The sequence below is a fragment of the Nocardia sp. bgisy134 genome (assembly GCF_057708325.1).
The window spans coordinates 362,178-382,000 of the sequence record NZ_JBYIRW010000004.1; the positions used below are offsets into that span (position 1 = coordinate 362,178).

Here is a 19,823-nt window from a genome sequence, read left to right on the forward strand (position 1 = left end):
TGTAGTCGATATCCCGTCATCACGTTCGGACAATTCCATCGGGCAGCACCCTCCCTGCTTGCTCAAAGACTTGGTGAGCGCCCGCCGCCGGAGACCTCGAGGGGACACCATGTCAGTCCGACGGCGGGGCTAGATCTGAGCTTGACCGCTGGCAAAGGCTCGAAGGGTCAGTAGAGGGACAGGCTGTCGACAGCAAAGGACAGCGGGGAAGGATCGATCTACGCTCAGATGTATGGGTCAGCACGCAGGAGAGCGAATCGCCACGCAGCGCAAGATCGCCGGGCTGAGCCAACGTCAGTTGGCCAGCCGGGCCAAGTACAGCCTCAGCATGGTCAAGGCTGTCGAGCAAGGCCGCGAGGTGCCATCCCCAGGCTTTCTTTCGGCAATGGCTCGAGCACTGCGGATAACGCCGGAGCAGCTCACAGGCGCACCTTACGACGATGGCAAGCCTCTGTCAGACGCCGTCAATGACCTGTCCATATTGCTTGCAGAGGGGCAGTACGCCCGAGCAACCGAGCCCGCCGATCTCGTAGTGCTGGAAGCAGAACTTGGGGCGGCACAACGGCTTTACCGCACCGATCGCACTCGACAAACGATCGAAGTACTTCCGGGCCTTATCCGCCAGTTGCACGGGGCCGTGCGAGAACTGGCCGACGACGAGAAAGCCCGTGCCTACACCCTGTTGACGTCAGCGTACGTATTGGCAGAGTGGTCGGTTCGCAGGACCGGTCATCTCGTGCTCGCCCTTCCAGCACTGGATTTGGCCGACACCTACGCCCCGCTTGCCGACGACGCGAAATACGGCGCGTTCTCGGTCCTGGCTCGAGCTCGAGTACTGACGCACTACGGCGAGGCAGAGGTAGCAGAGCAGCTGATCGCTTCCGCGATCAGTTCGGCGGACAACAGCCAAGCCGGCATGGTGCTGGCTGGCTATTCCCATCTGGCCGGAGCGATCAACGAAGCGCGAAAGCTCAACTACCCGAATGCGACAGCTCACGTCCAAGCGGCACGCGAGCTGGCTCGGCATACCGGCGAAACCGACCTGTACATGACATCGTTCGGCCCGCTGAACGTGGATATCCACGCCCACGCAATCGAACTCGAAGCAGGCGACCCGAACCGAGCGGCGTTGGAAGGGGCTGAACTGACGTATCCGGCCGGCGCAGCTCCCACACGGATCGCCCATCATTGGCACGACAACGCTCGCGCGTGGTTGATGTCCGGTAAGCCCGATCGGGCACTTGCCGCGCTCAACAAGGCGAGAGCGGCAGCGCCCCAGCAGACTCGCCTGCACCCATCGGTGCGTGAAACGCTCTTCGGTATCGCAGCGGCGCAGCGGCGTCAGACCGATGGACTCGTCGGCTTCGCATCCTGGCTCGGTGCAAGCCTCTAGACGCAGCGACAGCTGGTTTTCAGGAGGTCGAGTCAGTACTCGAGCCGAATGATGTCCGCCAGTACACGCATTTCCGGTATGAGAGTGCGGCGTTTGGCGATGATCCGGCCGAGTAGATCCCTGGCCATCCGTTGCTCGACCAACCACGGCCGCGCCTCGCGAGAAAGTTGGGCAAGAACGTCGAAAGCGGCGTCATAGTCGGCCGCCACCGGTACCGGTGCGTCCATCTCTCGGCTGGTTCGTCTGAAGAAGCGAACTCCCATCCACCCCGGGTGTGAGCACGCCTTCTGTCGAGAGGAACCCTGCGATGACCATCTACCTGTCCAACGACCTCCCTGATCACGTCGGGGGTGTGCGATGACCACCCCGGCGGTCGTGGTCGAGGATCTGCACGTCGCCTATGGCAGGACGTGGACCCTCGACGGTGTCGACCTGGAGGCTGCTGCTGGAACGACGATCGGGGTGCTCGGCCACAACGGCGCGGGCAAGACCACCCTGATCCGTGCCCTCACCACCCTGGTGCGGCCCACCGTCGGCCGCGTGGAGATCGGGGGCCTCGACGTGGTCGCCGACGCCACCGAGGTTCGCCGCCGGATCGGGGTGACCGGTCAGTACGCTGGACTCGACGAATTCCTCACTGCGCGTGAGAATTTGGAGCTGATCGGTCGCCTGGCTGGGCTGCGCCGCGGCGCTGCCCGCGCATGTGCCGACGCGTTGATCGACCGGCTCGGGCTGCACGAGTACGCGACCCGGCGGGTGGGGGAACTCTCCGGCGGCTCCCGCCGCCGTGTCGATCTGGCCGCCAGCCTCGTCGGTGATCCGTCGGTGCTGTTCCTCGACGAGCCGACCACCGGTCTGGACCCTCTGGCCCGCGCGGGATTGTGGGACGTCGTCGACGAGCTCACCACCGCGGGCACCACCGTCGTGCTCACTACCCAGTACCTCGAGGAAGCCGACCGGCTCGCCGACCACATCGTGGTCCTGAGTCGCGGGCGGGTCGCCGCGCGTGGCACCCCGGCCGAGCTGAAACGGATTGTCGGCGGCAAGGTCCTGCACGCCACTCTCCCCATCCACCAGATCGCGGATCTGCCGTTCACCCCGGACAGCGACCGGGTCGACGGCACTCGGGTGCGGGTGTCGGTCACCGTCGATGACGCCCGCACCGCGACTGCACTGGTCGCCGACCTGCACCGCGGCGGTATCGACGTCGCCGACCTGGATGTGACCTCGCCGAGCCTCGACGACGTCTTCACTCACCTCGCCCACACCACCGGAGCCCACCGATGACCACCATCACGACCGTGATCGGGCGTTCCCCGATCGGGAACCAGCTCGCCGCCCTGACTGTCCGGAACCTGCGCACCAGCGCCCGCGTCCCGCAGCTGCTGATGTTCTCGCTGACCATGCCGATGGCGATGCTCGTGCTGTTCAGCCAGGTGTTCCGCAGCGTCGCCGCCGGACCCGGCTTCCCGGCCGGGGTCAGCTACATCGACTTCCTCACCCCGGCCATGCTCGCCGTCTCCACGGTGATGGCCGGCACCAACGCCGGAGTCTCGGCCGCGATCGACCACACCAACGGCCTGCACGACCGCTTCGCGGCGCTGCCGATGCGGGCAACGTTGCCCGGAGTGGCTCGCACCATCAACGAGGCGGTCTTCACTCTCGCTCGAGCTGCGCTGCTCGGGATCGCCGCGGTGCTGCTGGGTTTCGACTTCCACGGCACCGCCGTGGATGCCGTCGCCGCAGTCGTGGTTCTGGTGGTGCTGGCGGGGGCGATGAGCGCCCTGTTCGGTCTGATCGGGGACCGGCTACGCCGCCCGGACGTGGTCCAGTTCGCCGGGATGACGGTGATGATGCCGCTGATGTTCGTCTCGAGTGCGTTCGCACCGATCGAGACCATGCCCTGCTGGATGCAGGCCATGGCCACGGTGAATCCGGTCGCACACGCCACCGACGCCCTGCGCGGGCACGTGCTCGGCACTGCCACCGCCGGCGACACCGCCACCGCCCTGGTCGCGGCGATCGGATTGTGGGCCGCAGTCACCGCTGTCCCCGTCCTCACCGGCCTGGTTCGGTCGGCACGCGCTCGTTGACCGGCGACGCACCCGCCCTGCCCTTCCCTGCCAGAGGGAAGGACGGGGCCGGGTTCTTCGCCCGGAACCGGGCACTCCGATGGCCCCTACCCCGCCGGGGATAGAGGCACATCTGGGGTGCTTCTCAGCGGATACGCCCGGTGTGGGCGTCGGCGGCGCTCATGCGGCGGCGTCGAGCAGATGCAGTTCCTCCGCCACGATCAGATCGACCTCTTCCTCGGTCAGATCCGACAACAGATGTGTCGTCAGCATCGCTCTCACCTCCTCACCGCGCTTCCTGATCGGTCGAATCGAAGAACTCGACATCGACACCCATACAGACGTGACACCCCGGATTCGGACGCAGGAAATGCGTCCCGATCGCGGTCCGTACCGGTAATGACCAGCCAAGGCTCGCCACTGCGGTACCAGGCGAGGATGCTGGAGACAGAGAGGAGCCAGGATCATGAGCGAGGAAACGGCCACTACCGCGGCCACACCCCGGCCGGAACATGGTGATCTCGAGCAGCTTTGGCGCCGCTTTTCCAGCGACCTGCGGGCCTTCATCGCCCGCCGGGTCTCGCGCCCGGAGGACGCCGACGACATCCTGTCGATCGTGTTCCTGCGGATGGCCAAGAGCTTGGACAATTTGCGAGATCAGGACCGGCTTCTGGGCTGGATGTATGCCATCACCCGCAACGCGATCACCGACTACTACCGGTCCGCGCCCCATCGCCGCGAACTACCCGTCGACACCGTCCCGGACAACCCATCCACTGGCGAAGCTGAACCCGACACCGAACAGGCCGCCGAGCGAGAACTCGCCTCGTGCTTGGTGCCGATGCTCTCCGGGCTGCCCGCCGAGCAGGCTGCTGCGGTGAAGATGGTCGACCTCGACGCCCGCACGCACGCCGCTGCCGCCAGTGAAGCGGGAATTTCGGTGTCGGGGATGAAGTCCCGCGTCCAACGTGGCCGCGCCGCCCTCCATGCCCGATTGCACGCCTGCTGTCAGATCAGCCAGGACCGCACCGGCCACGTGCACGACTACCAACCCCGCAGCGGAACCTGCGACGGCGGAGGCGGAGGAGCCTGCGCCTGTGGAGCCACACCACCCTCGGACCAGTAGACCGACACCCCGGCTCGGGCAAACAGCCGCCGGTCATCCGCAGGGTCACCACAACCAGACAAAGGTGCGGTGCGAGCCACTCGAGGCTCGCACCGCACCGTGCCGGGTGAGTGCTACTGGCAGCCGCACCCGCCGCCGGACGTCGCCGCCGGACCGCAGCACGCCGCCTTCTCGCTGTCATCGCAGCATGTGGTCTGCCGTTCGGTGCTGCAACACGCGGCCGCCGCAGGCTGCGATGGTGCGTCTGATCGTTGTGCCGCCGGGGACGAGAACTCGTTCGGGTTGGTCATGGTGACTCCTTGATTCGTGGGGATAGGCATCAGGACAGACGGAGGAGAACAGGAAAGGACGCACCTGGGCCGCAGTGGGAGCATTCGATGCAAGACAGTCGCGGCACGGTCGAGATTTGGCAGGGTCCTGCGAGCGCTGAGGCTGTCGTGTCCAGGTTTAGCTGACGGAGTTCGGACGTCGTCACCGATTACGACTCGAAAACGTCGGCGCGCCCGCAGAATCGGCGGCCCTGGTGTCGCTGCTGAGCACGATCGGTGGTGGTGCGCCCGAGTCGGCAGCGGGGTTCGAGCTGGCCGACATGACGCGCGGAGGCTTGTGTTGGTTCAGGTGGGGCGGGGTGCGTACATGATGACAGCGACTCCGATCAGGCACAGGATGGCGCCGATGAGGTCGTAGCGGTCGGGGCGGAATCCGTCCAGGGCCACTCCCCACAGCAGGGATCCGGCGACGAAGACACCGCCGTAGGCGGCGAGGATGCGTCCGAAGTGGGGGTCGGCTTGCAAGGTGGCGACGAATCCGTACAACCCGAGGGCGATGACTCCGGCGCCGATCCACGCCCAGCCACGGTGTTCGCGGATTCCTTGCCAGACGAGCCAGGCGCCGCCGATCTCGGCGACGGCGGCCAAGGCGAACAGCAGGATCGAACGCAGAACGGTCATGACCGGGTGAGCCCAGGGAACCGGGCTCACCGCGTCGCGGCGGTGGTGCAGCCACATCCCGCACTCGCGCATCCGCCGTCGGTGGCGTTGTCGGTGGTCGCGCATCCGGTGCGGCGGGCGCGGGTGCGTGACCAGATCAGCCCGGCCACGCCGATTGCGAGCAGGACGAATCCGAGGGGTTCCAGCCACGACAGGCTCACCAGAATCGTTCCGCTGCCGATGATTCCGGCGGCGAGGAGGATCGGGGCCAGGCAGCAGGCCACGCACAGGGCGGCGCCGAGCCCGATCGGCGCCCACCAGCGGCGGGTCTTGGTCTGTTCAGCAGCCACAACGGCCTCCTTCGATACCGCTGTCGATGCCGGTGGTGATGTCTGTGTCGAACGGCACGGGGCAGCACGGGTGTTCGCTGCATTCGATGAGGTCGTCGCATCCGGCGGCCAGGGCGGCGCGCAGAATGTCGCGCACGGCGGTGAGTTCGGCGAGTTCGGCGTCGACCTCGGCGAGTTTGGCGGCGGCGCGGGCCTGCAACCCGGCCTCGGTGCGGCGGCGCCCGAGCTGGGTGGCTTCGAGCAGGTCGGCTACCTCGTCGAGGGTGAACCCGAGGCGTTGGGCGGCCTTGATCACCCGCAACACCGTGACCGCCTGCTCGGGGTACATGCGGTGCCCGCCAAGGGACCGGTCCGGTTCGGCGAGCAGGCCGCGGCGTTCGTAGTAGCGCAAGGTCTGCGCGTTCACACCGGCCGCGGCGGCCAGCTCCCCGCTGCGCATGCCCGTCATCGACCGGCTCCGGCGACGGCGGTCTGGGCGCGAGCTGCCAGCGCGTCGAGCACCTCGACGTAGGCGGTGGGCGCCTCGATCCGCATGACAGTGCCCGCCAAGGTGGATTGAAAGGTGAAGGTGAAGAACGAGCAGCATGCCGACTCCCTCGCGGCCAGATCCCGCCCGACCGGCTCAGCGTCTGCGTCGGCGGTGAGCGTCAGCTCGAGGCGGGCGGGATCCGGGCGGTGGGTGGCCCGCACGAATTCGGCGAAGAACTGGTCGAACTCGGCCAGCCGCGTCGGACGCTCCACTGTCGGCAGCGTGCATGCCGACAGGTTCATCATCGGATCGGAATGATCGTTGGTGGTCATACGATCACGGTAAGCCTGTACCTAGGTACAAGATGCAACCCCGAAAATGCCGGGCGGTCCGGGCAACTGGTCCGGTCAAGGGTGCGTGCTGATCGGTTGGCTCACGCAGTGGTCGCACTGACCGGCGTGGGAACTTTCGAGCACGGTCATCGCGCTGTCGCGGACTTGTTGCAGGTGAGCGAGTTGGGTGTCGATGCGGTGAAGCACCTGCTCGAGTCGCCAGCGTTGATTGGCACACGTGGTGTCGCCATCGTCGAGGTCGCGGAAGGCGTCGACGACTTCATCGAGAGTGAATCCGAGTGCTTGCAAGGACTTCGTCAGCCTGATGCGGTCGGCAGCGTCTGGTCCGTAGTGGCGGTAGCCGGACGGTTCCCGTTGCGGGGCGGGCAGGACACCGCGGCGTTCGTAGTAGCGCACTGTGTCGACGGTGACGCCGGCATCCTTGGCGACCTGGCCGATCTTCATCGTCACCTCTCCTGCGATCGGTCTTGACTCTGGACTTAGGTCCAGACTTTACGGTTGCCGGTGACAGGAACACCACAACGACAACGAGGAGCAGATCGGTGACCGACACCCACGACATCCCGCCCGATGCACCCATTGTGTGCACGATCCGACCCGGCGACGACGAGCACGCGATAGTCGATGCCTACCGCGGCTTGTTCGCCGAAGCGTTCATCAGCGGGCAGCGCACCGAATGGGGGGTGCGCTGGACCTTTCGCCAGCAAGACGACATCGAGACCCAGGTGCGGCAGCAGGCGGCGTTCGAGCAGGGATGCTGTCCATTCCTGCGCATGGCGATCACCGTCGCCGACGGCACCGTGGTGTGGGATGTGATCGGACCGGCCAACGCGGGCGCGTTCCTCGACGAGTACGTCCAGTTGCCACAGACCGCGTTCGGCAGCGTCGACGCGCTTCGCGATCGCACGATCGCGTCGGGAATGACTCTGAACGACCAACGCTAGTCAGAGATCGTCGAGCCGTTGCCCGCCGTGCAAGCCGACGATGACCGGTGGTGATCGGGCCGGGTTCACTGGTCACGAGCGATGTTCTTTCGGCGCTGGCGTCGGAATGGTGGCGGCGGACAGGACGGCAGCGGCGGCGGCGAGGGCGCCCAGCAGGAGGAAGGCGTTCGAGTAGCCGCCGAGCGCGCTGGCCAGAGCGGTGGCGGCGAAGGGCGCCAACGCCATGGTGATGGTCAGCGGCGCCGACAGCAGTCCGGTGAGCTGGCCGTAGTGGGCTGCGCCCCAGCGGTCGGTGATGGCGGTGGCTTGCAGCAGGGTGAACACTCCGCGGGCCATGCCCGCCGCGATCGCGGCCGCGACCAACGCAGCCGCGGTGGTGAACACCCCGAGCAGTGCGGTGGTGGCGGCGATAGCGCTCACGATGGCGATGGTGCGAGTACGCACGCTCGTGCGGGCCACGAACGCCGAGTAGCCGAGGCGGCTGGCGACTTGCCCGGCGCCGCCGAGTCCGAGCGCGATCGCAGCCAGGCCGGTGTCGAGACCTCGTTCGGTCAGCAGCGGAACCAACGCGACGATCACCGCGAATGAGGCGAATCCGCTGGCGCTCAACGCGATCGCCAGCGCGACGAACGGGCGGCTGCGGGCGATGGGGCCGGGATCGGTCACGTGCGCGTGGCCGGGTTCGGCGGTCGGGCGCGGCGGCCAAGGCAGTCGCAGCCCCAACCAGTGGCCCGGCACCGTCACCGCGGCGAGCACGATCGCCAGCACCAGATACGTTGCCCGCCAATCCATCCGGTCCGACAACACAGCCGTCAGCGGAGCGAACACGGTCGAAGCCAACCCCGCGGCCAAGGTCAAGACCATCAAGGCACGCACCCGGTCGGCACCGTGCCAGCGCGTGAGCGCGGCGAAGGCGGGTGGATAGAGCACCGCACCCATCGCAACCCCGGCCAGCAACCATCCGGTGACGAACCACGCCAGCGATGGGGCGGTCGCGATCACGACCAGTGCGGGCACAGCCAGCAGCGATCCGGCGGTCATCACCCCGCGGGGGCCGTGGCGATCGAGCCAGCGCCCGACCGGGATCCCGGCCACCGCGGCGACGAGTTGACCGGCCGAGAACGCGGCGGTCAGCGCGGTCGCCGACCAGCCGGTGGTCGAGGCGATGTCGCCGAGCAGAACGGGGAAGGCGTAGAACAGGATTCCCCAGCTGGTGATCTCGGTCAGACACAGCACCACCAGCACCCGCCGCAACCCGGAGGCGGTCGCGGCGGGTGCGGGCGGCGCCGAAACGACGTCTACCACGACGGATCAGTGGGCAGCGGGGACGGTCAACGGCAGCTCTTGCAGCGCGACCGGCGCCGACAGTGCCAGCTCCGACTCTGGTGCCGGTGCGCCGCCGCAGCCCGAGCTCTCCGCAGCTTGCTCGGCGGGGGCGTCGAACACCCCGGAGCCGCCACAGACACCGGTATCCGGGAGCACCAGATCGACGCGCTCGGCGGCTTCGTGATCTCCGGCCAGCGAGGCTGCCAGGGAACGGACCTGCTCGTAGCCGGTCATCGCCAAGAACGTCGGCGCCCGGCCGTAGCTCTTCATCCCGGCCAGGAACACGCCCGGCTCGGGATGGGAAAGCTCCTTGACCCCATGCGGATACACCGTCCCACACGAATGGATGTTCGGGTCGATCATCGGCGCCAGCAGGGTGGGCGCCTGCAAAGTGGCATCCATGCCGAGGCGGATCTCCGACAGCCACGACAGGTCCGGACGGAAACCGGTCAGCACGATCACCTCATCGACGTCCGAGACCGGGTTCCCCTCGGCGGGAACCAGGTTCAGGCGTCCCTCGCTGTCGCGCTCGACGGTCTCGGTGCGGAATCCGGTGACCACGCTGATGTGTCCGGCCTCGACCGCGGCCCGTGCTCGCACACCCAGCGCACCGCGGGCGGGGAGCTGGTCGTCCTTACCGCCACCGAAGGTCGAGCCGATCTCACCGCGCCGCAGCAGCCACGACACCTGGGTGCCGGGATGCTGCTCGGCCAGGCTCGCGAGCGCGACCAGCGCGGTCATCGTCGAATGCCCGCTACCGGCGACCGCGATGTGCTTGCCCGCATACCGCTCGACCACCACCGGATCGCTCAGGTCCGGCACCCGGTAAGTGATCCGGTCGCCAGCTGCGGATTCTCCAATGGCGGGCAGCCCGTCCCCGCCGAGCGGATTCGGTGCGCCCCACGTCCCCGAGGCATCGATCACCGCCCGCGCCGCAAGACGCTCCTCACCACCCTCGGCGGTGCGGACGTGCACGGTCAACGGCTCGCTGTCGCGCCCGGCGTCCACCACCCGGTCGCGGCCACGACGCGCTACCCCGACCACCTCCGCGCCGAACCGGACCCGCGGTCCCAGCGCCTGACCGAGCGGACGCAGGTAGGCCTCCACCCACTCGGCTCCGGTCGGGTAAGTGCCCGGGTCGGGTTCGGCCCAACCAGCCTCGGCCAGCAGCGGCCGCGCGGCCGGAGCGATCAGTTCGGCCCAGCGGGAAAACAGCCGCACGTGGTTCCACTGCGCGACCGCGGCACCGCCGTGCTCACCACGTTCGAGAACCACAACCGGCAGGTCACGGGCTACAAGCTCGGCAGCGGCAGACAGTCCGACCGGACCGGCGCCGACGACGACAACAGGCAGGAAGCTCATCAGAAATCCTCTTTCATCGATGCGGATCGATCAATCAACGAAGATCCTATCGACGCCCATCGATGAATGCAACCATCGATACAGATCGATATAATCGGGTGCATGTCCACCGCCTTGCCTCTTGCCCAGGTCCTGCCGCTCGGGCAGGCCAGCACCTACGCCGAATGGTTCGCCTGCCTGGCCGAACCCGTGCGGGTGCAACTGCTCCACGCGGTCGCCACCACCCCGAAGGGGATCACCGTGGGCGCGCTGACCGACATCGTGGGCACCAGCCAATCCACCACCTCCCACCACCTGCGCAAGCTCGCCGACGTCGGATTCGTGCGCCTGCACAGGGAAGGCCGGACCACGATCGTCACCGTCAACGAAGCCTGCTGCGCCGGACTCCCGCACGCCGCCGACGCGGTCATGGGACTCCTCGGACCCCAGCCGAGCCACCCCGCCGAGGTCCCCACCGACATCTCCGTGCGGGCAATGGACGATCAGGACTGGGACGCGGTCTTGCGGATCTACGCCGAGGGCCTGGCTACCGGCAACGCCGGTGCCGACACCGAACTGCCCGGCCGCGACTACCTCGCCGAGCGCTGGCTGCCGGAGCACCGCTGGGTCGCCGAACGTGACGGCGCCGTCGTCGGCTGGGCGGCCGCAGCCCCGGTCTCCGACAGCGACGCCTACGCCGGAGTGGTCGAAACCGACGTCTACGTCGGTGCCGAGCATCGAGGCCGCGGAGCCGGAAAGGCGTTGCTGCGCAAGCAGATTCTCGCCGCCGACGACGCCGGGCTGTGGACGTTGCAGACCTCGATCTTCACCGAGAACCGCGCCGCACTCGCCCTGCACCACGGCGGCGGATATCGCACCGTCGGCGTCCGCGAACGCATCGTCCGACATGACGGGATCTGGCGCGACACCGTGCTCCTGGAACGACGTTCACCGTTCAGCTGACCCATGCGGCCCACCGCCGGGTCAGCCCCACGATGCGTTCACTCGCGGATCGTGAGCTGGAGTTCGTGGAAATCGAAGTGCCGCACTGGATATCGGTACGCATCTTCGACAGTCATCACTGCGGAGAAAAACGGGTCCCACCGCGCCGGGAACGCCATGGCCAGGGTGAAGTTGGCCTCCGGTTCATTGGCTAGCTTGTATTGCAGCTTGGCGATGACGCGATCACATCGCCTGGCCACCCGATGCCTGTTGAACACCAGCGCCGCGGCACAGGAGCCGTAGTAGTTGATCACGTCGAACACAGGCGTTCCGGCGTTGAGCAGTCGGGCATAGGTTCGACCGACTCCGCCGGGCAGCCTGCCGAACAACCGAACCAGCGGCAGCAGCCGCGCCACGACCATGAACCCGAAGACCATATGGAACAGCAGCTGCTCATTGGTCCAGCGCGTGCCGCGGGAGGGACGATCGAAGTCGTCGTCGGTGCAGGAGTCGACCAGCTCGTGCAAGCGCCGCCGAGCTCCTTCGAGTTCGGCGGCAAGCGCCCGTCGATCCACTGCACGCCTCGTCATCACCACGACTCACCGTCGTCTTCGATTGTCGCCCCTCGCCAGTGGACTAAGCGTTCACCGAGAGTTTGCTTGCCGATCGGATTCGATATCTGTCAATATAGCCGCATGTCTAAGTCGCAATTGTCGATCACGCCGCTGGAGCAGTGCGCGGCCGCGCCGCTGGTGCGCGAACCGTTGACCGCGGACGCGGCTGCGGAGTTGGCGGCGGTGTTCAAGGCGTTGTCGGACCCGGTGCGGCTTCGACTGTTGAGCGTGGTCGCCAGCCGCGAGAACGGTGAGGCGTGCGTGTGCGACATCTCGGAGGGGATCGAGCTGACCCAGCCGACCATCTCCCACCATCTGAAAGTGCTGCGCGGGGCTGGTCTGCTCACCAGCGAACGCCGTGCGTCGTGGGTGTACTACCGGGTCGTTCCCGAAGCGATGCAGCGGCTTTCGGATGTATTGCTGGTCGAGAGCGGCGCAGCTGGGGTGATGGCGTGAGCGTGGAGACACAAACCCCGCACACCGGAGTCGTTGCGAAACTGTCCATGCTGGACCGGTTCCTGCCGGTGTGGATCGGCGTGGCGATGGCCGCCGGGTTGCTGCTGGGCAGAATGATTCCAGGCCTCGGCGACGCGCTCGGCGCGGTCGAGATCGACGGGATCTCGCTGCCGATCGCGATCGGTTTGCTGATCATGATGTACCCGGTGCTGGCGAAGGTGCGCTACGACCGCCTCGACACCGTCACCGGCGACCGCAAGCTGCTAGTCGGTTCGCTGGTGTTGAACTGGGTCCTCGGCCCGGCCCTGATGTTCGCCCTCGCGTGGTTGCTGTTGCCGGATCTGCCCGAGTATCGGACCGGGTTGATCATCGTCGGGCTGGCCCGCTGTATCGCGATGGTCATCATCTGGAACGACCTCGCCTGCGGCGACCGCGAAGCCGCCGCGGTGCTGGTGGCGTTGAACTCGATCTTCCAGGTGATCATGTTCGCGGCGCTGGGCTGGTTCTATCTGTCCGTGCTGCCCGGCTGGCTCGGCCTGGAGCAGACGACGATCGACACCTCGCCGTCGCAGATCGCGAAATCGGTGCTGATCTTCCTGGGTATCCCCCTGCTCGCGGGTTACCTCACCCGCCGCTTCGGCGAACGCGCGAAGGGCCGCGACTGGTACGAGTCGACACTGCTGCCGACGATCGGCCCGTGGGCGCTGTACGGGCTGCTGTTCACGATCGTGATCCTGTTCGCCTTGCAGGGCAAGCAGATCACCTCCCAGCCCCTCGACGTCGTGCGCATCGCCATCCCGCTGCTGGCCTACTTCGCAATCATGTGGGGCGGCGGTTACCTCCTCGGCGCTGCGATGGGCCTGGGCTACGAACGGACCACGACGCTGGCTTTCACCGCCGCGGGCAACAACTTCGAACTCGCCATCGCCGTCGCGATCGCCACCTACGGCGCGGCTTCGGGGCAGGCGCTCGCCGGGGTCGTCGGTCCGCTGATCGAAGTTCCGGTGCTTGTGGGCTTGGTGTATGTGTCGCTGGCACTTCGGAAGCGATTCACACCGGTTCCCGCCGCCGCTGCCGAGCACGGAGCTCAGCAGTGACCGCGACACCAGCCGTGTTGTTCGTCTGCGTGAAGAACGGCGGCAAGTCCCAGATGGCCGCCGGCCTGATGTGCCACGCCGCACAAGGCCGAGTCGAGGCCTACTCCGCAGGTACCGATCCCGGTGGAGCACTCAACGACTTGTCGGTGCAGTCGCTGCTCGAGGTGGGCGTCGACATCCGCGATGGGCGCCCCAAACCCATCGACTCGCGGCTGCTGCGCGCGGTCGATCTGGTCGTCACCCTTGGCCGTGAGGCTCGAGTCGACCCTGTTGGTGATGTGCGAGTCATCAACTGGGACACCGACGAACCTTCCGAACGCGGAATCGAGGGCATCGAACGCATGCGCCTGGTCCGCGACGACATCGCCGCCCGCGTGCATCAGCTGCTGACCGAACTCTGTCCACCCAACTGATACCGTCATTCCTCGGAGCATCGGAACACGTTATGAGCGACAGTCTCCTCGCCCACGCCGACCACGTTCGTGACGATCTGACCATCGACCAGCAGCTAGCGCTCGAGACCGCGGCCACGCGGTTGCAGCGCGAGTTCGACGGCACCTTCGGTGTCGAGACGATCGAGCGGTTCCTGCACTCCTCCTACGACCAGTTCGCCGGACGCGCCACCGTCCTGAACTTCCTCCCCTCGCTGGCCGAACGCTTTGCCCGCCAACGCCTCAACGCCCTGGCCCGAGTCGAGGGCAAGGCCCACACCGGCAAGCCGACAGTGCTGTTCCTGTGCACTCACAACGCAGGACGGTCCCAGATGGCGCTCGGATTCTTCACCCACCTCGGAGACAACGCCGTCGCCTGGTCCGGCGGTAGCGAACCCGGCGATGCGATCAATCCCGCTGCCATCGAAGCGATGGCCGAGGTCGGCATCGACATCACCACCGAGTTCCCCAAGCCATGGACCGAGGAGATCCTTCGCGCCGCCGACGTGATCGTCACCATGGGCTGCGGCGACGCTTGCCCGATCTATCCGGGCCGCCGATATGAGGAATGGAGCCTCGACGATCCCGCCGGGCTCGATGTCGAAGCGATCCGGCCGATCCGCGAGGAGATCGAGACCCGAGTCCGGCACCTGCTCGCCGAGCTCGACATCCCGGCTTCCTGACCCAGCAGCACTCCGTTGTTCGAAAGGCTCTCCCGCTCATGGCTTCCAAGCCCAGTGTCCTGTTCGTCTGCGTCCACAACGCCGGGCGTTCCCAGATGGCGGCCGGGTTCTTGACCCACCTGGCCGGTGAGGACATCGAGGTCCGCTCCGCAGGAAGCGCGCCCGCCGACTCGATCAACCCCGCAGCGGTCGAGGCGATGGCCGAACTCGGCATCGACATCTCCGATCAGAAGCCGAAGATCCTCACCTTCGACGCCGTCGAGACCTCCACCGTGGTCATCACCATGGGCTGCGGCGACACCTGCCCGATGTTCCCCGGCGTCAGCTACCGCGACTGGGTCCTGGAAGACCCCGCAGGCAAGGGTGTCGAGTCAGTGCGCCCCATTCGCGACGAAATCAAAAAGCGAGTCGAGGAACTGGTCGCCGAGCTGCTGCCTGCCCGCGCCTGACCTGCCGAGCCTAGGTGCGCTCATCCGCGGGGATTGTGGTGGAGTTGGCGCGAGCTGACCACGAAATTGCGGATCCTGTCGCTCGACGTGGCTACCGTGGTTCAACGAATCTCCGCGGCGACATCGTTGGCCGGATTCGCGACTTCGTAGTGGCTACACTGTCGGCAGTCCAGCGGATGTTACAGGGGGTGTATGCCCGGTCGGTTCGGTGTCGGTCGCTTTCACATGACCAGGGCCCAATACCTATGGGCGATTGCGGGGCTCGCTGTTGTCGTCGCGGTGCTCGTGATCGCCAACGCCGAGCTCCACAATATCTACCAGGCCGAACCCGACTTCGTGCTCGGCGCCTCGCTGTCGCTGAGTGCCTTCTTCTTCACAAAAGCGTTCTCCCGCAAGGGTGTTCCAGCTGCGGTGCAGCTGATCCTGGAACAGCGTGACGAAAGCATCACGGCGGCGACGGATCGGGTATTCGAGGAGCGGCTGCACCGCATGGGCGTGCAAGAAAATATCGTGCTGCTGACTCGCAGCCTCGCGGTGACGAGTAAGCGCATCAACGAGTTCTACGACATGCAGGCCATGGAGCCCCGCTTCTCCATCACGGCGCCGCTACTGCGTGTCGCGATGAGCGATATCGACGATGCGCTCGCCGCGGTGGGCCGCCTAGCCGAAGCGGTCGGCACGACGGAGCAGATGCAGGTCTACGACCTCCCTGACAATCTCAAGTCGCAGCTCCATGACGCGCTCCGCGATGTGCGGGAGGCATCGGCCCGGCGCAATGAGACCTTCGAAGCGCTGCGGTCGCAGTTCGCGGCCCAGCCCGTGGACGAATTGTGGGGCGCGTTAGCGGTACTCACGTCGGATACGCTCAAGGCGCAGCGTGACCTGGAGTCACTGCTCAGCAAGACCATTCTTTCGGCGCCCGGGGACCTGATCGTCGTGCTCATCGGGTACGTCCAGGCCTCCCTCATGCGCGCCCGCACCCAGGTTGCCGCCGACCAAGCCGGTGTTCGGGAGCAGACGCTGAGCGTGATCGTGAGGAGAAGGCCGGTCGTACGCTCAGCAGCCACAACCGCCTCCGGTGACGCTGTCGTCGCTGTCGGTGAAGGGCACTGGGCAGCAAGGGCTTTCACTTGCAGGCGATCAGGTCATCGCATCCGGCCGCCAGTGCGGCGCGCAGGGTGTCGCGCACCGCGGTCAGCTCGGCGAGCTCGGCGTCGACCTCCGCCAGCTTCGCGACCGCCCGGGCCTGCGATCCGGAATCTGCGCGGCGACGCCCGAATTGGGTGCCAGCCGCCTCCTGCGGCTGGCGAGATCACACCACTGTGACGGCTCCGCGCACACGCTGCCGGTAGCGCATCGGCGACTCGCCCACTACTCGCTTGAAAGCGGTGCTGAACGCGCTCTCCGAGCCGTAGCCGAGTTGGGCGGCCAGCTCGCCCACGCGGACGTCGCCTGCGCGAAGGGCGCGCTGCGCCAGGAGCATTCGCCAGGTATTGAGGTAACTCAACGGCGGCACGCCTGCCACTTCGCGGAACCGCACCGCGAACGATGTCCGCGACATGGCCGCGGCGCGGGCGAGCTCCTCCAAGCCCCAGGCACGGCCCGGCTCGGCGTGCATCAGCGCGAGCGCGGGGCGCAGCCGCTGGTCGGTGAGCAGCCGCAGTAGTCCGGGCGGTGCGTCGGCCTGGCCGGCGTAGGCCCGCAGGACCTCGAGCAACAGCAGCCGCGCGTACTGCCGGATCGCGAATACCGAGCCGATCCGGTCGCCGGTCACCTCGTCGAACAGCCGCATCAGTGTGGCGTGCAGCCGGCCCGATTCGGCGGCGGCCGCTCGCACGTGCGCCACCGGCGGCAGTGCCCCCAGCAGCAGTGCCCGCCCAGCCGGGGTGAGGTCGACGCAGCCGCCGACGAGGACGTCGTCGGCGACGCGGTCGGCGATCGCGAAGCGCTCGGCGGAAAAGTCGGACTCGGGCAGCGCCTCGAGTCGCGGCGTATCGCCCGCCTCGAACGCCACCCAGGACCGCCCGATGAGGATCGCGACATCGCCCGGCTCGAGCTCGATCGGCGCGTCGAGGCCATCGGTGGTCAGCCGGGCCCGTCCGGACACCATGGCGAAGAACTTCACGGGGTCGTCGAGCAGCGTGCGCGACCACCAGCCGCCGCGCGCGGTGACGCCACCGGTCAGCGTGGTGGTCACCTCGACGAGGTCGAACACTTCGGACAGTCGATCGTCGGGCATGTTCGTACTATCGCGCAGAAAATCCGGACGAACAAGTATTCAGAGTTCGACTGGTCGGGAGAAAGCTGGAGATCGCACCCAGCAAGGCACGCAGACAGGAGACAGCGATGCGGTACCGCACCCTCGGCCGGACAGGTATCAAGGTCAGCCCCTATGCCCTCGGGGCGATGATGTTCGGCGCCATCGGCAACCCCGACCACGACGAGTCCCTCCGCATCATCCACCGCGCGTTCGACGCGGGGATCAACCTCATCGACACCGCCGACATGTACTCGCACGGCGAATCCGAGGAAATCGTCGGCAAGGCCCTGCGTGGCCGCCGGGACGACGTCGTGGTCGCGACCAAAGCGCGGATGCCGATGAGCGACAACCCGAATCATCAAGGCGCGTCCCGGCGCTGGCTGGTCCGCGCCCTGGACGACTCGCTGCGACGCCTGGGCACCGACCATATCGACGTGTTCCAGATCCACCGCCCGGACCCCGACACCGATATCGAGGAGACCCTTTCGGCACTCACCGACCTACAGCGGGCAGGCAAGATCCGCGCCTTCGGCACATCCGCCTTGCCTGCCTCGGAAATCGTCCGGGCGCACTGGGTATCCGAGAAGCGCGGACTGGCCCGACTGCGCACCGAGCAGCCCGTCTATTCGATCCTCAACCGCGGCATCGAGCGCGAGGTACTCCCGATCACGCAGGAGTTCGGCATGGGCACACTCGTGTGGTCGCCGCTCGGCGGGGGTCTGTTGACCGGTCGCTATCGCAAAGGCCAGGACGTCGCAACACATCGCTCGCAGTTCGGCTTCCAGCATCTGAAGGACGATCGGCGATTGGACGTCGTCGAGCAGCTGATCCCGCTCGCCGACGAAGCGGGCATGCCTCTGACGCATCTGGCGATAGCCTTCGTACTCGCCCACCCTGGCGTCACCTCGGCGCTCATCGGCCCGCGCACGATGGCACATCTCGACGATCTGCTCGCGGGGGCAGAGGTCGTGCTCGACGACGACCTCCTGGACCGGATCGACAAGATCGCGCCGCCCGGTACGGATGTCGGCACACTCGACATGGCCTATCAGCCCCCGGCGATCCTGCGCACCGAGCTGCGCCGTCGGTCGCCCGGCGATCGCCCCGCGAATTGAGGACCGCACCAGGACGTTTCGGCCAGAAACATCGCGAAGCGGCCAGTGGTTCGGCACATAGGCCAGCTTCAGTACGACTCGTCAGCCTGGCCGATCACCCACGGCCCCGACGTAGGGGCGGCAGTGGGCGTTCTCTCCAGCGAAGCGCCGGGATATCGCCCGCGGGCGGCTACCCACCGGTGAGATCGCCGGCACATTGGGAAGCGTGACGGCGTCGAGGACGGGCGAGGTCGGCGTGGCGAGGTCGGCGTTTCGCGAGGACACTGAGGGCGTAGCGCCAACTCGTCCCTAGGAGCACATGCGATGCCAACCAACGGGCCTTTCGGCATCGATCCGGAAGATTTCGAACGCGCACTGCGTGAGGCAGGGACCGAGCTCCGCGATCTGCTCGGGAAAGCCGGCGTATACCTGGACCGCGTAGATCACGCGAGCGTCGGTTCACTGGCGTCGCTGCTCGGTCAGTTCGTCCAACCGGAACGGCCACGCCCACCGAAACCCGAAGGCGAGACCACCGGTGAGACCGGCAGCGGGGTGTGGGCGATCTACAGCATCGACGACATCGGCGAGGCCAGGGTCGACCAGGTCTTTCCGAGCGAGCTCGAGGCCTTACGCGCGCATCGCGACAACACCGATGCTCGCCGTCGCGTGCGGTTTCTGCCCTATGGGGTTCCGGTAAGTGTGTTGGATGCGCCCTGACGGCGTTGACTCGCTCCACGAGTCACAGGCGGAGACAGACCGGCCAGCGCACCACCGGTCGCCGGGGTTTGTGGGGTCAACTCGTCCGGATGGATATTTCAGCCGCAGTTCCAGGGTTGTCGCGGCGGGTGGCGCGTCTGGAGCCGGCCAGTAGCAGGCCGGCGGCGATCAGGAGGACCAGCAAAGGCGAGGGGCCGCCAACCGCGACAGTGACCAAAGTCCAACCGGCCACCATCCACGCGAGGAACGGCGGCGGTGTGATGCCGCGGCGGTCCAGCCACAGCACCATGAGGCCGATCAGGAGGAACGGCACGCCGAAGCTGAACACGGTGTACCACAACGTGGCCTCGGCGTAGTTCATGGCAGTGGCATCCGCCGCCCACCCCTCTCCGCTGAACCACGCCTTGGCGTAGCGCGGGGCCGTTTCTATGAGAGCGCCCAGCGTGTGCCCGACTCCTGGAAACAAGACAATGAGCCAGCCGGCCCACTTGATCATGTGAACTCCCCATTTCTCGTGCGCGGGGCCGGGTGGCCCCATTCGGGTTGTCTCCGCGACCGCGGGCGTTCACGTCGCCGCGCAGACCGTCACCCTCGAGTTCTTATATACGGTTGCGTATACCACCGAGCCTAGCCGTTATATACGGTTCCGTATAGATGGGAAAGCGTGAAAGGAGTCACGCTGTGGGCGTGGCCCGCACACCGCGCACCTCGATGCGGACCGCATCGACACCGCTGATCAGCGCGCAGTCGACCCGAGGTCACTACTTCTTGTCCCCA

At 66.9% G+C, this 19,823-nt stretch carries 27 protein-coding genes; 16 read left to right on the forward strand and 11 right to left on the reverse strand.

The genetic code is table 11. The annotated features are described in order from the left end of the window. Window positions 1-232: 232 nt before the first annotated feature. A complete protein-coding gene (locus tag AC3ERS_RS10625) occupies window positions 233-1,393 on the forward strand; it encodes a helix-turn-helix domain-containing protein (RefSeq protein WP_431966056.1) in 1,161 nt (386 codons plus the stop codon). Window positions 1,394-1,425: 32 nt separating this feature from the next. Here AC3ERS_RS10625 and AC3ERS_RS10630 read toward each other — a convergent pair whose 3' ends face one another. Further along, window positions 1,426-1,620 (reverse strand): hypothetical protein, encoded by a 195-nt coding sequence (locus AC3ERS_RS10630; protein ID WP_431966058.1) that lies wholly within the window; start codon window positions 1,618-1,620, stop codon window positions 1,426-1,428. Window positions 1,621-1,750: 130 nt separating this feature from the next. On the opposite strand from AC3ERS_RS10630, the gene AC3ERS_RS10635 reads away from it, so the two are divergent. From AC3ERS_RS10635 to AC3ERS_RS10650, 4 genes are all read left to right on the forward strand, one after another. Continuing rightward, entirely contained in the window at window positions 1,751-2,680 is a 930-nt protein-coding gene (locus AC3ERS_RS10635) for an ATP-binding cassette domain-containing protein (protein ID WP_431966060.1), read from the forward strand. After that, window positions 2,677-3,486 carry an ABC transporter permease gene (locus tag AC3ERS_RS10640; RefSeq protein WP_431966062.1) on the forward strand — a complete coding sequence of 270 codons (810 nt, stop codon included), beginning with the start codon at window positions 2,677-2,679 and terminating at the stop codon, window positions 3,484-3,486. Before AC3ERS_RS10635 ends, AC3ERS_RS10640 begins: the two co-directional genes overlap by 4 nt. A 445-nt stretch (window positions 3,487-3,931) precedes the next feature. After that, window positions 3,932-4,591, forward strand: coding sequence for a sigma-70 family RNA polymerase sigma factor (locus AC3ERS_RS10645; RefSeq protein ID WP_431966064.1), 660 nt, complete (start codon window positions 3,932-3,934; stop codon window positions 4,589-4,591). A 69-nt stretch (window positions 4,592-4,660) separates the two neighbouring features. Continuing rightward, window positions 4,661-4,894 (forward strand): hypothetical protein, encoded by a 234-nt coding sequence (locus tag AC3ERS_RS10650; RefSeq protein ID WP_431966066.1) that lies wholly within the window; start codon window positions 4,661-4,663, stop codon window positions 4,892-4,894. A 311-nt stretch (window positions 4,895-5,205) separates the two neighbouring features. Here the strand turns inward: AC3ERS_RS10650 and AC3ERS_RS10655 are convergent, their stop codons facing one another. From AC3ERS_RS10655 to AC3ERS_RS10675, 5 genes are all read right to left on the reverse strand, one after another. Continuing rightward, window positions 5,206-5,541, reverse strand: coding sequence for a YnfA family protein (locus AC3ERS_RS10655; protein ID WP_431966068.1), 336 nt, complete (start codon window positions 5,539-5,541; stop codon window positions 5,206-5,208). A 26-nt stretch (window positions 5,542-5,567) separates the two neighbouring features. Continuing rightward, window positions 5,568-5,870 (reverse strand): hypothetical protein, encoded by a 303-nt coding sequence (locus AC3ERS_RS10660; RefSeq protein ID WP_431966070.1) that lies wholly within the window; start codon window positions 5,868-5,870, stop codon window positions 5,568-5,570. Beyond that, a complete protein-coding gene (locus AC3ERS_RS10665; protein ID WP_431966072.1) occupies window positions 5,860-6,318 on the reverse strand; it encodes a MerR family transcriptional regulator in 459 nt (152 codons plus the stop codon). Before AC3ERS_RS10665 ends, AC3ERS_RS10660 begins: the two co-directional genes overlap by 11 nt. After that, the gene (locus AC3ERS_RS10670) at window positions 6,315-6,671 is read right to left on the reverse strand and encodes a hypothetical protein (protein ID WP_431966074.1); all 357 of its coding nucleotides are present in this window, start codon (window positions 6,669-6,671) and stop codon (window positions 6,315-6,317) included. Before AC3ERS_RS10670 ends, AC3ERS_RS10665 begins: the two co-directional genes overlap by 4 nt. A 75-nt stretch (window positions 6,672-6,746) precedes the next feature. Then, window positions 6,747-7,136, reverse strand: a complete 390-nt coding sequence (locus AC3ERS_RS10675; protein ID WP_431966076.1) for a MerR family transcriptional regulator — start codon at window positions 7,134-7,136, stop codon at window positions 6,747-6,749. A 98-nt stretch (window positions 7,137-7,234) separates the two neighbouring features. Between AC3ERS_RS10675 and AC3ERS_RS10680 the strand changes: the two genes are divergently transcribed. Next, on the forward strand, window positions 7,235-7,636 hold the full coding sequence (locus AC3ERS_RS10680; protein ID WP_431966078.1) for a hypothetical protein: 402 nt from the start codon (window positions 7,235-7,237) through the stop codon (window positions 7,634-7,636). A 72-nt stretch (window positions 7,637-7,708) separates the two neighbouring features. Here AC3ERS_RS10680 and AC3ERS_RS10685 read toward each other — a convergent pair whose 3' ends face one another. Together AC3ERS_RS10685 and AC3ERS_RS10690 are read right to left on the reverse strand one after the other, a co-directional pair. Continuing rightward, complete coding sequence (locus AC3ERS_RS10685) at window positions 7,709-8,941, reverse strand: MFS transporter (RefSeq protein WP_431966080.1); 1,233 nt, start codon at window positions 8,939-8,941, stop codon at window positions 7,709-7,711. 6 nt (window positions 8,942-8,947) lie between these two features. Continuing rightward, the gene (locus tag AC3ERS_RS10690) at window positions 8,948-10,279 is read right to left on the reverse strand and encodes an NAD(P)/FAD-dependent oxidoreductase (protein WP_431966181.1); all 1,332 of its coding nucleotides are present in this window, start codon (window positions 10,277-10,279) and stop codon (window positions 8,948-8,950) included. Between AC3ERS_RS10690 and AC3ERS_RS10695 the strand changes: the two genes are divergently transcribed. Together AC3ERS_RS10695 and AC3ERS_RS10700 are read left to right on the forward strand one after the other, a co-directional pair. Further along, entirely contained in the window at window positions 10,184-10,390 is a 207-nt protein-coding gene (locus AC3ERS_RS10695) for a hypothetical protein (RefSeq protein WP_431966191.1), read from the forward strand. The two genes, AC3ERS_RS10690 and AC3ERS_RS10695, sit on opposite strands and share 96 nt — an antisense overlap. A gap of 36 nt (window positions 10,391-10,426) precedes the next feature. Next, window positions 10,427-11,266: a helix-turn-helix domain-containing GNAT family N-acetyltransferase gene (locus AC3ERS_RS10700; RefSeq protein WP_431966082.1), complete on the forward strand. Its 840-nt coding sequence runs from the start codon at window positions 10,427-10,429 to the stop codon at window positions 11,264-11,266. 38 nt (window positions 11,267-11,304) lie between these two features. On the opposite strand, the gene AC3ERS_RS10705 is transcribed toward AC3ERS_RS10700, so the two are convergent. Continuing rightward, the gene (locus AC3ERS_RS10705; protein ID WP_431966084.1) at window positions 11,305-11,835 is read right to left on the reverse strand and encodes a DinB family protein; all 531 of its coding nucleotides are present in this window, start codon (window positions 11,833-11,835) and stop codon (window positions 11,305-11,307) included. Between the two features lie 105 nt (window positions 11,836-11,940). Between AC3ERS_RS10705 and AC3ERS_RS10710 the strand changes: the two genes are divergently transcribed. The 6 genes from AC3ERS_RS10710 to AC3ERS_RS10735 all read left to right on the forward strand — a co-directional run bounded on the left by AC3ERS_RS10710 (window position 11,941) and on the right by AC3ERS_RS10735 (window position 16,301). Further along, window positions 11,941-12,315, forward strand: coding sequence for an ArsR/SmtB family transcription factor (locus AC3ERS_RS10710; protein ID WP_431966086.1), 375 nt, complete (start codon window positions 11,941-11,943; stop codon window positions 12,313-12,315). Window positions 12,316-12,362: 47 nt separating this feature from the next. Then, window positions 12,363-13,412 carry an ACR3 family arsenite efflux transporter gene (gene arsB / locus AC3ERS_RS10715; protein WP_431966183.1) on the forward strand — a complete coding sequence of 350 codons (1,050 nt, stop codon included), beginning with the start codon at window positions 12,363-12,365 and terminating at the stop codon, window positions 13,410-13,412. Between the two features lie 53 nt (window positions 13,413-13,465). Beyond that, window positions 13,466-13,825 carry an arsenate-mycothiol transferase ArsC gene (locus tag AC3ERS_RS10720; protein WP_431966185.1) on the forward strand — a complete coding sequence of 120 codons (360 nt, stop codon included), beginning with the start codon at window positions 13,466-13,468 and terminating at the stop codon, window positions 13,823-13,825. Between the two features lie 32 nt (window positions 13,826-13,857). Continuing rightward, window positions 13,858-14,526 carry an arsenate reductase ArsC gene (locus AC3ERS_RS10725; RefSeq protein WP_431966088.1) on the forward strand — a complete coding sequence of 223 codons (669 nt, stop codon included), beginning with the start codon at window positions 13,858-13,860 and terminating at the stop codon, window positions 14,524-14,526. 38 nt (window positions 14,527-14,564) lie between these two features. After that, complete coding sequence (locus tag AC3ERS_RS10730; RefSeq protein WP_431966090.1) at window positions 14,565-14,975, forward strand: arsenate reductase ArsC; 411 nt, start codon at window positions 14,565-14,567, stop codon at window positions 14,973-14,975. 225 nt (window positions 14,976-15,200) lie between these two features. After that, window positions 15,201-16,301 (forward strand): hypothetical protein, encoded by a 1,101-nt coding sequence (locus AC3ERS_RS10735; RefSeq protein WP_431966093.1) that lies wholly within the window; start codon window positions 15,201-15,203, stop codon window positions 16,299-16,301. Here the strand turns inward: AC3ERS_RS10735 and AC3ERS_RS10740 are convergent. Further along, complete coding sequence (locus AC3ERS_RS10740; protein WP_431966095.1) at window positions 16,288-17,214, reverse strand: helix-turn-helix transcriptional regulator; 927 nt, start codon at window positions 17,212-17,214, stop codon at window positions 16,288-16,290. The two genes, AC3ERS_RS10735 and AC3ERS_RS10740, sit on opposite strands and share 14 nt — an antisense overlap. A gap of 107 nt (window positions 17,215-17,321) precedes the next feature. Here AC3ERS_RS10740 and AC3ERS_RS10745 point away from each other — a divergent pair, with 107 nt between their 5' ends. Continuing rightward, window positions 17,322-18,350 carry an aldo/keto reductase gene (locus AC3ERS_RS10745; protein ID WP_431966097.1) on the forward strand — a complete coding sequence of 343 codons (1,029 nt, stop codon included), beginning with the start codon at window positions 17,322-17,324 and terminating at the stop codon, window positions 18,348-18,350. Window positions 18,351-18,653: 303 nt separating this feature from the next. Continuing rightward, window positions 18,654-19,046, forward strand: coding sequence for a hypothetical protein (locus AC3ERS_RS10750; RefSeq protein ID WP_431966099.1), 393 nt, complete (start codon window positions 18,654-18,656; stop codon window positions 19,044-19,046). Between the two features lie 76 nt (window positions 19,047-19,122). Here AC3ERS_RS10750 and AC3ERS_RS10755 read toward each other — a convergent pair whose 3' ends face one another. Then, window positions 19,123-19,542 carry a DUF6463 family protein gene (locus AC3ERS_RS10755; protein ID WP_431966101.1) on the reverse strand — a complete coding sequence of 140 codons (420 nt, stop codon included), beginning with the start codon at window positions 19,540-19,542 and terminating at the stop codon, window positions 19,123-19,125. Between the last annotated feature and the right edge of the window lie 281 nt (window positions 19,543-19,823).

Coding starts and splice junctions, on each gene's coding strand:
- AC3ERS_RS10700 (WP_431966082.1), top strand. CDS start 10,427: ATGTCCACCGCCTTGCCTCTTGCCCAGGTCCTGCCGCTCGGGCAGGCC.
- AC3ERS_RS10745 (WP_431966097.1), top strand. CDS start 17,322: ATGCGGTACCGCACCCTCGGCCGGACAGGTATCAAGGTCAGCCCCTAT.
- AC3ERS_RS10725 (WP_431966088.1), top strand. CDS start 13,858: ATGAGCGACAGTCTCCTCGCCCACGCCGACCACGTTCGTGACGATCTG.
- AC3ERS_RS10655 (WP_431966068.1), bottom strand. CDS start 5,541: ATGACCGTTCTGCGTTCGATCCTGCTGTTCGCCTTGGCCGCCGTCGCC.
- AC3ERS_RS10675 (WP_431966076.1), bottom strand. CDS start 7,136: ATGAAGATCGGCCAGGTCGCCAAGGATGCCGGCGTCACCGTCGACACA.
- AC3ERS_RS10645 (WP_431966064.1), top strand. CDS start 3,932: ATGAGCGAGGAAACGGCCACTACCGCGGCCACACCCCGGCCGGAACAT.
- AC3ERS_RS10665 (WP_431966072.1), bottom strand. CDS start 6,318: ATGACGGGCATGCGCAGCGGGGAGCTGGCCGCCGCGGCCGGTGTGAAC.
- AC3ERS_RS10740 (WP_431966095.1), bottom strand. CDS start 17,214: ATGCCCGACGATCGACTGTCCGAAGTGTTCGACCTCGTCGAGGTGACC.
- AC3ERS_RS10730 (WP_431966090.1), top strand. CDS start 14,565: ATGGCTTCCAAGCCCAGTGTCCTGTTCGTCTGCGTCCACAACGCCGGG.
- AC3ERS_RS10625 (WP_431966056.1), top strand. CDS start 233: ATGGGTCAGCACGCAGGAGAGCGAATCGCCACGCAGCGCAAGATCGCC.
- AC3ERS_RS10635 (WP_431966060.1), top strand. CDS start 1,751: ATGACCACCCCGGCGGTCGTGGTCGAGGATCTGCACGTCGCCTATGGC.
- AC3ERS_RS10630 (WP_431966058.1), bottom strand. CDS start 1,620: ATGGACGCACCGGTACCGGTGGCGGCCGACTATGACGCCGCTTTCGAC.
- AC3ERS_RS10755 (WP_431966101.1), bottom strand. CDS start 19,542: ATGATCAAGTGGGCCGGCTGGCTCATTGTCTTGTTTCCAGGAGTCGGG.
- AC3ERS_RS10720 (WP_431966185.1), top strand. CDS start 13,466: ATGGCCGCCGGCCTGATGTGCCACGCCGCACAAGGCCGAGTCGAGGCC.
- AC3ERS_RS10710 (WP_431966086.1), top strand. CDS start 11,941: ATGTCTAAGTCGCAATTGTCGATCACGCCGCTGGAGCAGTGCGCGGCC.
- AC3ERS_RS10705 (WP_431966084.1), bottom strand. CDS start 11,835: ATGACGAGGCGTGCAGTGGATCGACGGGCGCTTGCCGCCGAACTCGAA.
- AC3ERS_RS10735 (WP_431966093.1), top strand. CDS start 15,201: ATGACCAGGGCCCAATACCTATGGGCGATTGCGGGGCTCGCTGTTGTC.
- AC3ERS_RS10640 (WP_431966062.1), top strand. CDS start 2,677: ATGACCACCATCACGACCGTGATCGGGCGTTCCCCGATCGGGAACCAG.
- AC3ERS_RS10670 (WP_431966074.1), bottom strand. CDS start 6,671: ATGACCACCAACGATCATTCCGATCCGATGATGAACCTGTCGGCATGC.
- arsB (WP_431966183.1), top strand. CDS start 12,363: ATGCTGGACCGGTTCCTGCCGGTGTGGATCGGCGTGGCGATGGCCGCC.
- AC3ERS_RS10750 (WP_431966099.1), top strand. CDS start 18,654: ATGCCAACCAACGGGCCTTTCGGCATCGATCCGGAAGATTTCGAACGC.